Genomic DNA, 12,203 nt, shown 5'->3' with positions numbered 1-12,203 from the left:
GCGAGACGAGCGATGTTGTCCCCGGTGGATGCACCCGGATCGACCGACTTCGGGTCGGCGTTCCCCGCGCCTCAGCGCACCACCAGCGGCTTGCTCACCGACGCCACGCCGTCGCCCTTGACCTTCAGCGACCACTCGCCCGCCGCGCCCAGCGTCACCACCGTCTCGGCGGTGCCGTTGGCCTCGGCCTTCATCTCGGCGACCCGCTTGCCCTCGGGGTTGAGCACGTACAGCGTCCGGGCCCCGGCGGTCTTGTTCGTCACCTTGAACGCGAGCTTCTCGCCGGGCTCGGCGATCAGCGCGTCCGCGCCGGTCAGCGCGTCGCCGGTCAGCTCGATCGTCACCGACCGGTCGTAGGCCACCTCGGCCGCGGCGCTGGCGAGGTTGCCGTCGTCGGAGACGGTGATCGTGGTCCGGACACCGTCGCCCTGCCGGCCGGGCTTGCAGGCCACCTCGTAGGTGCCGGTCTGCAGCGACGCGCGCAGGTCGCCGGTGCGGCCCGCCGGCACGTCCGCCACCTCGGCGATCACCTTGGTGAAGGCGTCGCCCTCCCGGCCGTAGACGTAGACCCCGGTGGCCTGCTGACCCCGGTTGGTCACGGTGAACGTGACGGTACCCGGGGTGAACAGCGTGGTGGTGACCTCGCAGCTGGTGTCGGTGGCGGTCACCGGCACCTGCTGTCCTTTCGGCGCGGGCTCGTCGTCACCGCAGGCGGTGAGCGCGGTGGCCGCGCAGAGGACGGTCAGGACGGCGGCGGTACGGCTCTTCATCGGGCTCTCCGGAGCGCAGGTCAGACGGGCTGACCGGAACGGGACGCCGACGCACCCCGGCATACCGCCCGGGGGGCTCGGCGGAGTCAGCAGAGTCTAAGCGGGTACGGCGTCCCGGCAAGGCCCGAGGGCGACCCGATGTCCGTTCCGGGCCGGCCCCGGGACGCGGCGGTCCACGCGAGGGGCATGATGGCGGGCATGCGGCTGGTCTCCCTGCTCCCCTCCGCCACCGAGATCGCGTACGCGCTCGGCCTCGGCGACGACCTGGTCGGCGTCACCTTCGAGTGCGAGGTACCCGCACGCTACCGGTCGGGCACCACAGTGGTCGTCGGCGGCCGGGACACCCGGGGCATGAGTCCCGGCGACATCGACGCGTACGTCCGGTCGCAGGTCGCGGCCGGTGCCGACCTCTACACGCTGCACGCCGGCGCGCTGGCCGGACTCGATCCGGACCTGATCCTCACCCAGGACCTGTGCCGCGTCTGCGCACTGCCCTCGGGCCGGGTCGCCGACGCCGTGGACCATCTGGGATGCCGGGCCGACGTGCTGTCGCTCGACCCGTACACCCTGGACGACGTGCTGGAGTCGATCCGCGCGGTGGGCGCGGCGGCCCGGGTGCCGGATCGTGCGGAGGCGCTGGTCGACGGCCTGCGTGCCCGGCTCGCGGCGGTCGGCGCGGCGGTGGCGGGCCGACCCCGGCCCCGGGTCGCGGTGGTCGAGTGGGTGGACCCGCCGTTCGGCGCCGGGCACTGGATCCCGGACCTCGTCGACGTCGCCGGCGGCGAGCCGGTGGCCACCCATCGCGGCGCCCGGTCCACGCCGACCACCTGGGAGGCCCTGCGGGCCGCCCGCCCCGAGGTGGTGCTGGTCGCGCCGTGCGGGTTCCGTCTCGACGGCGCGGCCGAACAGGCCGCCGCGGTGGCCGGGCACTTCCCGCAGGCGCAGGTGTGGGCGCTGGACGCGGACGGGCTGATCGTGCGCGCCGGCCCGCGCCTGGTCGACGGTGCCGAGACGGCAGCCGCGATCCTGCACCCCGGCGCGGTCCCCCCACCCCACCCCGAAGCCGCCCGCCGCATCACCTGACCCCCCGCCCCGCCCGCCCGCCCGCCCGCCCGCCCGCCGCGATCTTGCAGTTTCGGCCCCGACAAAGAGCGGATATCGGGCACTGGAGGGGCACAAAGTCCAAGATCGACGTGGGATGGGGCGGTGGCGGAGACGCGGACGCCGCCCCCGGGAGGAGGGGACGGCGTCCGGGGGTGCGCGGGTTCGGTCAGGTCATGTCGTCGTAACGGCGCTCGATCGGCTTCGGGGCGACGATCGGCTCGGGTGCGTCGATCGGCCCGGACGCCTCGATCCGGCTGCCCGCAGGCACCGGCTCGTTCGGCAGGTCAAGCGGTGACACCTCGTCGTCGGCGATGCCGGCGTACACCTCACGGCCACGGCCGCGCCGCTTGTCGTTGAGGAACGCCACCCCCACCGCGGCGAAGTAGAGCGCGCAGAGGCAGATCGCCAACGCGCTCATGCCGAACGGGTCCGGTGTCGGCGTGACCACGGCGGCGAACGCGAAGAACACGAACACCGCCACCCGCCACCAGCTGAGCAGCCGCTTGGCGCTGGCCAGACCGACGAAGTTGAGCATCAGCACGATCAGCGGGAACTCGAACGCCACCCCGAACAGCAGGATGAGATTCGTGACGAACGAGATGTACCGGGTCACCTCGAGGTTCGTCGCGATGTCGTCGCCGGAGATGTCGAGGAGGAACTCCAGTCCCTTGGTGGTGACGAAGAACGCCAGCACCGCGCCGGCCGCGAACAGCGGGGCCGCGAGCGCGGTGAAGACGTACGCGTACCGCCGCTCGTGCCGGTGCAGGCCGGGCGCGATGAACGCCCAGAGCTGGTAGAGCCAGATCGGCGCCGCGATGATCAGGCCCACCCAGAGGCCGATCTTGAGGTTCAGCAGGAAGACGTCGGCGACACCGAGCTGCACGAACTTGCACTTGCCGGTCGCCGCGTCGTACGACTGCGGCAGGTCGCAGTAGGGCTTCGACAGCAGCACCCGGACCGGCTCGGCCAGCCAGATGCCGAAGCCGAAACCGACAAGGATCGCCAGCGACGCCCGGAACAGCCGGTTGCGCAGTTCACGGATGTGCTCGATGAGCGTCATCGAGCCGTCGGCCGCGCGCGCGAAACTGCTCGGGCCGCGCTTCTTCAACCCGAAGGCCACGGTGATTGGGGCCCTCTCGGATCAGTTCTCGCGGACGCGCTGCACCGGGTCGGCCGGCGGGGCCACGGGCTGCTGCGGCTGCGGCGCGTACGGCTGCTGCTGGGCGTACTGCTGCTGGGGGTACGGCTGCTGCACGTACGGCTGCCCCTGCACCGGCTGCTGCGGCTGGAGCGGCTGGTAACCGGCCTGCGCGTCCGCCTTCTCGGCGAGGTCGCGGTCGTCGTCGTGCAGGCTCTTGGTCTCGGCCTTGATGATCCGCAGCGAGCGGCCCAGTGAGCGGGCCGCGTCGGGGAGCCGCTTCGCGCCGAACAGCAGGATCAGCACGACCACGAGTACGGCGATGTGCCACGGTCTGAGGGCACCCATGGGAAGCTCCAGTCGCTCTGTGTCGGTGAGGGGTGGGTCGTCGCCCATCGTACGTGTGTCGCAGCGGCTTGCCACCCCTGCGGGCCTGCCGGTGCGGGCCCGATCGGTGAAGTTTCGACCAACCCGAAGTGTCCCGTCAACCGTCCAGGTCCGCGCATTTCTGCGCGTAACCGCCCGGGAACGCGCAGCCGACGCTCACCGGGACGACCGGCGTCGATCAGTCCCCGCGCCTGGCCTTGATCAACGTGATCCGCTCCTGCGCGAGCGCCGCCCGCTCCTGGAGCGACTCGGCCCGCGCCTGCAACTGCTCGGCGGCCGACCGCAGCGACTCGACCTCGGCCGCCCGGCGCTGCAACGCCAGCGCGGACCGGCGCAGCCCGGGCAGGCGGCTCACCACCGGCCGGACCGCCAGGGCCAGTACGACCAGCGCGAACACCACGACCCCGAGCACGATCCACGTCACCACGGCGGTCAGCCTAACGGGTGCCGCCGACGGCTGCCGGATCGGCGCTGCCGGCCGGGGTGGCGTACGCGTCGAGCGCGGCCACGGCCTGGGCGCGGACCTGCTCGGCCAGCTCGGCCGGGGCCACCACCGTCACCTCCGGGCCCAGCCCGAGCACGAACCGCCGGGCCCACCCGAGGTCGGTGACGCGCAGCGACACCAGCCACTGCTCGCCGTCGGCCTCGACCCGCTCGCACGGATAGTATTCGGTGATCCACCGCTCGCCCCGGCCGATCCGCAGCGTGATCAGCGGCAGGTCGGCCGACGGGCGGAACACGCCGTCGCGGAGATCGTGCGGGCGGGCCTGCGGCGGCACCACAGCCTGCTCCGGCAGCTCGGTCACCGCGTCGATCCGGTCGGCCCGGAACAGCCGCACCGCCTCGGCGCGGCGGCACCACGCCTCCACGTACGCCCGGCCGCCGACCATCAGCATCCGCAGCGGGTCGATGGTGCGTTCGGTGGTCTCGTCCCGGGCCGGGGTGTAGTAGGTGATCCGCAGCGCCCGGCCGCGCTCGACGGCGGCGCGCAGTTCGCGTACCCGTGCGGAGTCGCCGGGCAGGCGGACCTCGACCGGCGCTCCCGCCAGGTCACCCGCGGCGTTCTCGATCTTGGCGAGGGCCCGCTCGACCGCCTCCCGGTTCGCCACGCCCGGCGTCTCCGCGAGCATCCGCAACGCCACCACCAGGGCCAGGGCCTCGTCCGGGGTGAGCCGCAGCGGGCGGTCGATCCCGGCGTCGTAGGTGATCGTCACCCGGTCGCCGTCGAACGCCATGTCGATCAGGTCGCCGGGACCGTAGCCGGGCAGCCCGCACACCCAGAGCAGTTCCAGGTCCTCCCGGAGCTGCTTCTCGGTCACCCCGAGGTCGTGCGCCGCCTCGGCGATCTCGATGCCGGGACGGGCCAGCAGGTAGGGCACCAGGTTGAGCAGCCGGGCCAGCCGGTCGGCGGAGGCACGGCCCGCGCGGGCCGCCGGGCGGGTCACCGGGCACCCCCGGTCACCGCGAGCTCGTCGTGGCGGGCCGCGACCTCCTTGAGCCGCTGGATGACCGCCTCTCGCACCTCCGGTGGCTCCAGGACGCGGACGTCCGGGCCGTACCCGACGATCTGGCCGGCCAGGGAGTCGGCGTCGGCGTACGGCAGCACCAGCCGGTCGCCGCCCGGACCGGCCTGGCACTCGACGGCCCAGCGGCGCAGCCCGGCCGCGCGGCCCGGCGTGGCCAGCACCGTGGCCCGGCCGGTGTGCTCCACCGGCCCGGACCAGCGGGCCACATGGCTGATCAGGTCGACCCCGGCGGGCGGCTCGTAGGCGCCCGGCTCGCCGGTCGACCGGACCGTGCCGACCACCCGGGACAGCCGGAAGCAGCGGGTCGCCGCCCGGTCCAGGTCGTGGCCGACCACGTACCACCGGCCGCGCCAGCAGACCACGCCCCACGGTTGCACCCGGCGGCGGGAGGGCGCGTCCCGGTCCGGGACGCGGTAGTCGAAGCTGACCTCGCGCCGGTCCCGGGCGGCGGCGGTGAGCGGCGCGAACGCCGGATCGACCGTCACCATCGGCTCCAGGCCCAGCGTGGCCTGCGGATCGACGTCGATGCCGGCGGCGCGCAGCTTCGCCAGCCCCGACGACGCGGCGGCGGCCAGCCCGGCGTGCTGCCACAACCGGGCGGCGATACCCACGGCGGCGGCCTCGTCCGGTTCGAGCGGGATGTCGGGCAACGCGTACGCGCGCGGCGCGATCCGGTAGCCCGGCTCGGCGTCGAAGACGCTCGCCGTGCCGGTCTCCAGCGGCACACCCAGCTCACGCAGCTCGGCCTTGTCGCGCTCGAACTTGCGCTGGAACGCCTCGTGGTCCTTGGCGTCGTCCGGGTCGTGCTCGTAACCGGGCACGGTCGCGGCGATCTGCGCGGCGGTCAGGAAGCGTCGCGTCGACAGCAGGCAGATCACCAGGTTGACCAGGCGTTCGGTACGGGTCCGGGACACGCCCAAACGCTAGCAGCCCGCGCGTCGGGCGCGGGCACCCGCGCGGCGCGGCGCGGGGGTCTTCGACCCGGCGGCGGGCATCGACCGGTCACAGGGTGATCGCGCGGCGGCACCGGAGGTCAGGACCGCGAGCGTCGGCACGGTCGTGGTGGCCGGCGCGGCGAGCCTCCCCATCGCCGTCGCCAAACTGGTCGCGGGCCTCGTGGCGGGCTTCGCCGTCACGCACGGCGTCACCACCATCCCGGTGCACGAGCACAGCGGCGAGTACCTGCGCCTGACCGCCGCCACCACCGTCAAGGCGGTCTTCGTTGAGGACAGCGCCGCGCCGATCGGCCTGCTGGTCGGCCGCGCCGACCCCGACCGGCTGCACCGGCGCATCGAGCGGGAACTGGCGGACGTGCCGACGGTGGGCCGGGGCGACACCCGATGACCATGTTCCTCTGCCCGGACGACATCCTCGTCGCCGCCAAGGTCGACTTCCGCGACCACGCCACCGGCGCCGAGATCGAGGCCGCCGCCACGCCGCCGAACGCCGGCTCACCGGGCACTTCCCGGAGATCGCGTACGTCCTCCTCGACCCCGCCCGGTCCCGTCCGGGCGGCCGGACCGGCCGCACCACGCAGGACGGGGCGGGCCGCCCGGCCGACGACCGGAACCCCTGACCCGCCCGGGGGCCGTCCCGGCGGCGGCCGATACCGTGCACCGCATGGTGCGATGGCGGTCCGGCACGGTCACGGCGGTACGGCGACGGTGGGCCGGCGCTGCCGAACTCGACGTCGACCTGCCCGACGGCGCCCGCATGCGCGCCCTGGCTTACCCGGCGCTGGTCGGCGAGCCCGAACCCGGCGACCGGGTGCTGCTCAACGCCGGGGCACTGCTGATGGGCCTCGGCACCGGCGGCTACGCGCTGGTCGTGGCGCTGCCCGACCGCCTGCCCCCGGACCCGCCGCAGGCCGGCGACAGCCGCGACGCCGGGCACCTGGTCAAAGCCCGCTACACGCCGCTGCAACCGATCCTGCTCGGCGTGGACGAGGAGGCGTCACCGCACCACGACCGGCTGGCCGCCGCCGACACCGTCGACGGCATGCCGGTGGTCACCGCCGACCTGCACTCAGCGCTGCCGGCGATCCTGGCCGGCGTACGCGCCGACGCCCCCGCCGCGCGGGTCGCGTACGTGCTGACCGACGGCGGGGCGCTGCCGGCCTGGTTCTCCCGCACCCTGGCCGGGCTGGCCGGGCACCTCGTCGGCACGGTGAGCGTCGGCCAGGCGTTCGGCGGTGACCTGGAGGCGAGCACGCTGCACACCGGCCTGCTCGCCGCCCGGCACGTGCTCGACGCGGACCTGACGATCGTGGCCCAGGGGCCGGGCAACCTCGGCACCGGCACCCGCTGGGGCTTCTCCGGCGTCGCCGTCGGCGAGGCCGTGAACGCGGTCGCCGCGCTGGGCGGGCGTCCGGTCGGCTCGCTGCGCATCTCCGACGCCGACGCCCGCCCCCGGCACCGCGGCGTCTCCCACCACAGCCTGACCGCGTACGGCCGGGTCGCGCTGGCCCCCGCGGAGCTGGTGGTGCCGGACGGTCTCGCCCCCGGCCTGGCCGCGGAGGTCGCCGCGGCGCTGGCGCCGCTGGCCGACCGGCACCGGATCGTCACAGTGCCCACCGACGGCCTGGACGCGGCGCTGCGCGCCACCCCGGTCGGCCTGTCCACGATGGGTCGGGGCCTGGACGCCGACCACGCCTACTTCCTCGCCGCGGCCGCCGCCGGCCGGTACGCCGCCGGCCTGCTCGGCTGACCGCGCCGCCGTCAGACCGGCGGGTACGTCCGCGACGAGGTGGCCGGCGGCTCGCGCGTACGCCTCGGGATCGCGCGGCGTCCAGGTGCCCAGCCCGTCGACGTAGCGGTTGAACGTGCAGAACACGGCGATCAGCTCCCGCTCGCCCGGCGTCAGCGTGGAATGAGGAGCGCGCAGCAGCACCTCCGCCAGCTCACCCAGCGGCTTCGCCGGAAGAACCTGGGCCCGCCCGGTCTTTCCATACTGGCCGGAGACTCGACCCCGGCCCCACCGTTCCCCTGACAGGCGTCGATCCCGGCTGCCCCGGGGAACCTGTGCAGCCGCCGTTCAGGAGACCGATCCATGCCACTGCGACAGTTCCCGGACGCGACGCCCGGCGCCGGAGTCTCCCCCCACCGACCCCGGCGCCGGCCCACGCCCGCCCTGGTCAGCGCGGCGGCCGGCGTGCTGCTGGCCGTCCTGTGGTCGTTCGAACTGGTCGACAAGGTCATCGGCGACAACGTCGCGAACACCGTGCTGGGCCACGCTGGCGTTCACGCTGCAGTCGCTCGGCAACATCGTTCTCGTCACCGTCGTCTACTGGGACGTACGCGTGCCGGCCCTGTTCGGCTTCGGCTGGCTCCACCGGATGCCGTACGACTGAACCGACCGGAGACCTTCAGCCGAGGAACAGGATCAACGCCAGCCAGGCGCCCACGATCAGCGCCAACGCCGCCGCCAGCACCCAGGTCGGCACCGTGTAGTCGCCGCGCCTGTTGCGTTCGATCTCGGCCCGGATCTTCTCCCGCCGGCGATCGATCCAGTTGAGCTTCTCGGTGCCGTCCCGGTCCGAGGACGTCTCGCGGCCGGGCCCACCGGCGGATTCGGAAGTGTTCATCGCGACGCCAGCGTACCCGTGGACCGGCGGCCGGTGCCGGGCACCGGCCGCCGCCACGATCACATGCTGGCGATCAGCCGTTCCACCCGCTCGTCGTAGGCCCGGAACGGGTCCTTGCACAGCACCGTGCGCTGTGCCTGGTCGTTCAGCTTCAGGTGCACCCAGTCCACGGTGAAGTCGCGCCGCTTCTCCTGGGCGTGGCGGATGAACTCGCCGCGCAACCGCGCCCGGGTCGTCTGCGGCGGTGTCTCCTTCGCCTCGAAGATCTCCGGGTCGGTGGCCACCCGGTCGACCTCGCGGCGGCGCTCCAGCAGCCCGTACAGGCCGCGCCCACGTCGCAGGTCGTGGTAGGCAAGGTCCATCTGCGCCACCCGCGGGTGCGACAGCGGCAGGTCGTGCTTGCGCTGGTAGCGCTCGATCAGCTTCAGCTTGGTGACCCAGTCGATCTCACGGGCCACCGGGTCCAGGTCGCCGGTCTCGACCGCGCGCAGCACCCGGCCCCACAGGTCGACCACCCGCTTCGCGGTCTGGTCACCGCCCCGGCGCTCCACGAACTCCGTCGCCTTGGCCAGGTATTCCTGCTGGATCTCCAGCGCCGAGACCTCCTTGCCGGAGGCCAGCCGCACCTTGCGCCGGCCGGTGATGTCGTGCGACACCTCGCGGATGGCCCGGATCGGGTTCTCCAGCGTCAGGTCGCGCATCACCACGCCGGCCTCGATCATCCGCAGCACGATGTCGGCGGTGCCGACCTTCAGCAGCGTGGTGACCTCGTTCATGTTCGAGTCGCCGACGATCACGTGCAGCCGGCGGTAGCGCTCGGCGTCCGCGTGCGGCTCGTCCCGGGTGTTGATGATCGGCCGGCTGCGGGTGGTCGCCGACGAGACGCCCTCCCAGATGTGCTCGGCCCGCTGGGACAGGCAGTAGACCGCGCCCCGCGGCGTCTGCAGCACCTTGCCCGCGCCGCAGATGAGCTGCCGGGTGACCAGGAACGGGATGAGCACGTCGGCGAGCCGGCCGAACTCGCCGTGCCGGGACACCAGGTAGTTCTCGTGGCAGCCGTACGAGTTGCCGGCCGAGTCGGTGTTGTTCTTGAACAGGTAGATCTCGCCCGCGATGCCCTCGTCGTGCAGCCGCTTCTCCGCGTCGACGAGCAGCCCCTCCAGGATCCGCTCACCGGCCCGGTCGTGCGCCACCAGGTCGGTCACCGAGTCGCACTCCGGAGTCGCGTACTCGGGGTGCGAACCGACGTCGAGATAGAGGCGGGCGCCGTTGCGCAGGAACACGTTGCTCGACCGGCCCCACGACACCACCCGCCGGAACAGGTACCGCGCGACCTCGTCGGGGGACAGTCGGCGTTGCCCGCGATAGGTGCAGGTGACGCCGTACTCGGTTTCGAGGCCGAAGATTCGCCGCTCCATGATGAGACACTAGCCGCCCGGAGCCTCCGATGGGCAGCGCCGACGCTCGCCGCTTGCGATCTCCCCCGCAGATCGGGGAGGTGGCGGCATCCGTACACGGAAGACCCCACCACCTCGGCGAGGTGGCGGGGTCCGCAGACGAACGTCACTCGGCGGGCTTGTCCTCCGCGTTGCCCTCCAGATCGGCCGAACCCGCCGACGTGGTCGGCTTCTTCGCCTCCTCCGTCGGCACCGTCGGCGTCTTCGCCCGGCCCGGCGCGGGCGCCGTGTCGGCCCCGGCGTCGCCCTCCAGCAGCGCGGTCAGCGCCGCGCCGGTCACCCGCCGGAACGTACGCCCCACCCGGCCCCGGTCCAGGACCGCCACCTCCAGCTGGTTCGCGGCGATCGTGCGGGCCGCCCCGCCCTCGCCGCCGACGCTGCTCAGCGCCTTCACCGCGGCACGGACCGCCTCCGACAGCGACATCTCCGGCCGGTGCTCGTTCTTCAGCACCCCGCTGATCGCCTCGGCCTGGCCGCCCATCGCCATCCGGCCCGGCTCGTCGTTCACCGAGCCGTCGTAGGTCACCCGGTAGAGGGAGTCGTCCTCGGCCGTGGCACCCACCTCGGCCACGCAGATCTCCACCTCGAACGGCTTCGACTGCTCCGTGAAGATCGCGCCGAGCGTCTGCGCGTACGCGTTCGCGAGCGCCAGGCCGGTCACGTCCCGCCGGTCGTAGCTGAGCCCGTTGAGGTCGGCCATCCGCACGCCCGCGCGGCGCAGGTTCTCGAACTCGTTGTACCGGCCGACAGCGGCGAAGCCGATCCGATCGTAGATCTCGCTGACCTTGTGCAGCGTGCTGGACAGGTTCTCGGCGACGAAGAGCACCCCGCCCGCGTAGCTCAGGACCACCGCGCTGCGGCCCCGGGCGATGCCCTTGCGGGCCAGCTCGGAGCGGTCGCGCATGATCTGCTCGGGCGAGGCGTAGAACTGCATGGCCACGGCGGCGGTTCTCCTTCTGCGGGACTGCTGACTCGGTGGACGGTGGGAGCGGCCTCAGCCGCCGGGGTTCTCCATCCGGCCGGACACCACGCTCTCCGCGATCGCCGCCGTCTCGGCGTCGGTGAGCCGGTGGGTGCCCTCGGCGGTGGCGGTCATCACGACCGGGTAGATCCGCCGGGTCAGGTCGGGACCGCCGGTGGCGGTGTCGTCGTCCGCCGCGTCGTACAGCGCCTCGACCGCGAGCCGCGTCGCCTCCTCGACCGGCAGGCCGGCCCGGAACCGCTTCTTCAGCGCGGACTTGGCGAACAGCGAACCGGAGCCGATGGCGTCGTAACCGGTCTCCTCGTACGGGCCGCCGGTCACGTCGAAGCTGAAGATGCGCCCGGCCCGTGCCGGGTCGCCCGCGGCCAGGTCGAACCCGGCGAACAACGGGATCACCGCCAGGCCCTGCATGGCCGCGCCCAGGTTGCCGCGGATCATCGACGCCAGCCGGTTGGCCTTGCCATCGAGCGAGAGCATCGCGCCCTCGATCTTCTCGTAGTGCTCCAGCTCCACCTGGAACAGTCGCATCAGCTCGATGCCGATGCCCGCGGTGCCCGCGATGCCGACCAGCGAGTACGCGTCGGCCGGGTGCACCTTCTCGATGTCGCGCTGGGCGATCAGGTTGCCCATCGTGGCGCGCCGGTCGCCGGCCATGACCACGCCACCGGCGGCCGAGATGGCCACGATGGTGGTCGCGTGCGGGGCCATGTCGGCGGCCATGCCGGGCGGCAGCGGCCGACGGCCGGGCAGCATCTCGGGGGCCACCTTGCTCAGGAACGCTGTGAAGGAGGACGTCCCCGCGTTGGTGAACACATCTGGAAGACGCCCGGATGGATCAAAACCCGCTGCCACGTGGTTCCTCTCAGGTACGTGATCGCCCTGGCCAGGACGTCGGCGTTGTCCTTGAACTGGCCAAGACCACCGTTGCAGTTGAAGCAGAGTATCCCGCGCACCCATCCGGTGCGATGATCGTGGTCCAGATGTTCCGGATCAGGGCGCCGACAGATCACGCAGACGCCGCCCTGCTCGGCCAGGAGTTCCTGGAACTCCTTCTCCCCGACCCCGTAGCGGCGACGCAGGTGGTACTCGCGATTGCCACCGTAGAGCCGCTGCTTGCTCTCGTTACCACGGGCGATGTGGCACGGCTTGCAGTAGCTGTGCCGGCCGCTGGCGTTGGTCGTTCGGGGGAAATCGTCGACAGGCTTGATCTGCTCGCAGTCGGGGCACCACTTGAGGCCGTCCGCTACCGGCACGGC

At 73.0% G+C, this 12,203-nt stretch carries 14 protein-coding genes; 3 read left to right on the top strand and 11 right to left on the bottom strand.

Going from position 1 to position 12,203, the window contains the following annotated elements; all coding sequences use genetic code 11:
• Nucleotides 1-71: 71 nt before the first annotated feature.
• The gene (locus GA0070215_RS06615) at nt 72-770 is read right to left on the bottom strand and encodes a hypothetical protein (protein ID WP_091042959.1); all 699 of its coding nucleotides are present in this window, start codon (nt 768-770) and stop codon (nt 72-74) included.
• A 198-nt stretch (nt 771-968) separates the two neighbouring features.
• Here GA0070215_RS06615 and GA0070215_RS06610 point away from each other — a divergent pair, with 198 nt between their 5' ends.
• A complete protein-coding gene (locus GA0070215_RS06610; RefSeq protein WP_026267667.1) occupies nt 969-1,853 on the top strand; it encodes an ABC transporter substrate-binding protein in 885 nt (294 codons plus the stop codon).
• 187 nt (nt 1,854-2,040) lie between these two features.
• On the opposite strand, the gene tatC is transcribed toward GA0070215_RS06610, so the two are convergent.
• The 5 genes from tatC to GA0070215_RS06585 form a co-directional block, all read right to left on the bottom strand.
• Nucleotides 2,041-2,994 carry a twin-arginine translocase subunit TatC gene (gene tatC, locus GA0070215_RS06605; RefSeq protein ID WP_018784483.1) on the bottom strand — a complete coding sequence of 318 codons (954 nt, stop codon included), beginning with the start codon at nt 2,992-2,994 and terminating at the stop codon, nt 2,041-2,043.
• Nucleotides 2,995-3,015: 21 nt separating this feature from the next.
• Nucleotides 3,016-3,360, bottom strand: a complete 345-nt coding sequence (gene tatA / locus GA0070215_RS06600) for a Sec-independent protein translocase subunit TatA (protein ID WP_026267668.1) — start codon at nt 3,358-3,360, stop codon at nt 3,016-3,018.
• A gap of 217 nt (nt 3,361-3,577) precedes the next feature.
• Nucleotides 3,578-3,826 carry a hypothetical protein gene (locus GA0070215_RS06595; protein ID WP_091042956.1) on the bottom strand — a complete coding sequence of 83 codons (249 nt, stop codon included), beginning with the start codon at nt 3,824-3,826 and terminating at the stop codon, nt 3,578-3,580.
• A 10-nt stretch (nt 3,827-3,836) separates the two neighbouring features.
• Nucleotides 3,837-4,844 carry a helix-turn-helix transcriptional regulator gene (locus tag GA0070215_RS06590; RefSeq protein WP_018784486.1) on the bottom strand — a complete coding sequence of 336 codons (1,008 nt, stop codon included), beginning with the start codon at nt 4,842-4,844 and terminating at the stop codon, nt 3,837-3,839.
• Entirely contained in the window at nt 4,841-5,839 is a 999-nt protein-coding gene (locus GA0070215_RS06585) for a helix-turn-helix transcriptional regulator (RefSeq protein ID WP_091042952.1), read from the bottom strand. Before GA0070215_RS06585 ends, GA0070215_RS06590 begins: the two co-directional genes overlap by 4 nt.
• Nucleotides 5,840-5,984: 145 nt before the next feature.
• Here GA0070215_RS06585 and GA0070215_RS28925 point away from each other — a divergent pair, with 145 nt between their 5' ends.
• A complete protein-coding gene (locus GA0070215_RS28925; RefSeq protein WP_244166895.1) occupies nt 5,985-6,269 on the top strand; it encodes a hypothetical protein in 285 nt (94 codons plus the stop codon).
• 276 nt (nt 6,270-6,545) lie between these two features.
• Nucleotides 6,546-7,631, top strand: a complete 1,086-nt coding sequence (locus tag GA0070215_RS06575; RefSeq protein WP_018784489.1) for a DUF3866 family protein — start codon at nt 6,546-6,548, stop codon at nt 7,629-7,631.
• Between the two features lie 658 nt (nt 7,632-8,289).
• Here the strand turns inward: GA0070215_RS06575 and GA0070215_RS06560 are convergent.
• From GA0070215_RS06560 to GA0070215_RS06540, 5 genes are all read right to left on the bottom strand, one after another.
• Nucleotides 8,290-8,508 (bottom strand): hypothetical protein, encoded by a 219-nt coding sequence (locus tag GA0070215_RS06560; protein WP_026267669.1) that lies wholly within the window; start codon nt 8,506-8,508, stop codon nt 8,290-8,292.
• Between the two features lie 59 nt (nt 8,509-8,567).
• The gene (pafA, locus tag GA0070215_RS06555; RefSeq protein ID WP_013286109.1) at nt 8,568-9,926 is read right to left on the bottom strand and encodes a Pup--protein ligase; all 1,359 of its coding nucleotides are present in this window, start codon (nt 9,924-9,926) and stop codon (nt 8,568-8,570) included.
• A gap of 145 nt (nt 9,927-10,071) precedes the next feature.
• Nucleotides 10,072-10,905 (bottom strand): proteasome subunit alpha, encoded by an 834-nt coding sequence (gene prcA, locus GA0070215_RS06550; RefSeq protein ID WP_018784493.1) that lies wholly within the window; start codon nt 10,903-10,905, stop codon nt 10,072-10,074.
• Between the two features lie 54 nt (nt 10,906-10,959).
• Complete coding sequence (gene prcB, locus GA0070215_RS06545; RefSeq protein ID WP_208600296.1) at nt 10,960-11,799, bottom strand: proteasome subunit beta; 840 nt, start codon at nt 11,797-11,799, stop codon at nt 10,960-10,962.
• Nucleotides 11,718-12,200, bottom strand: coding sequence for an endonuclease VII domain-containing protein (locus GA0070215_RS06540; RefSeq protein WP_091042945.1), 483 nt, complete (start codon nt 12,198-12,200; stop codon nt 11,718-11,720). The genes prcB and GA0070215_RS06540 overlap by 82 nt, the downstream gene beginning before the upstream one ends.
• Nucleotides 12,201-12,203: the final 3 nt, after the last annotated feature.

This window comes from Micromonospora marina (assembly GCF_900091565.1).
GTDB lineage: Bacteria > Actinomycetota > Actinomycetes > Mycobacteriales > Micromonosporaceae > Micromonospora > Micromonospora marina.
Note: the sequence above shows the minus strand (reverse complement) of the source record. Positions and strands in the feature narration are given on the sequence as shown.

Coding starts and splice junctions, on each gene's coding strand:
- GA0070215_RS06610 (WP_026267667.1), top strand. CDS start 969: ATGCGGCTGGTCTCCCTGCTCCCCTCCGCCACCGAGATCGCGTACGCG.
- tatA (WP_026267668.1), bottom strand. CDS start 3,360: ATGGGTGCCCTCAGACCGTGGCACATCGCCGTACTCGTGGTCGTGCTG.
- pafA (WP_013286109.1), bottom strand. CDS start 9,926: ATGGAGCGGCGAATCTTCGGCCTCGAAACCGAGTACGGCGTCACCTGC.
- GA0070215_RS06560 (WP_026267669.1), bottom strand. CDS start 8,508: ATGAACACTTCCGAATCCGCCGGTGGGCCCGGCCGCGAGACGTCCTCG.
- GA0070215_RS06575 (WP_018784489.1), top strand. CDS start 6,546: ATGGTGCGATGGCGGTCCGGCACGGTCACGGCGGTACGGCGACGGTGG.
- GA0070215_RS06615 (WP_091042959.1), bottom strand. CDS start 770: ATGAAGAGCCGTACCGCCGCCGTCCTGACCGTCCTCTGCGCGGCCACC.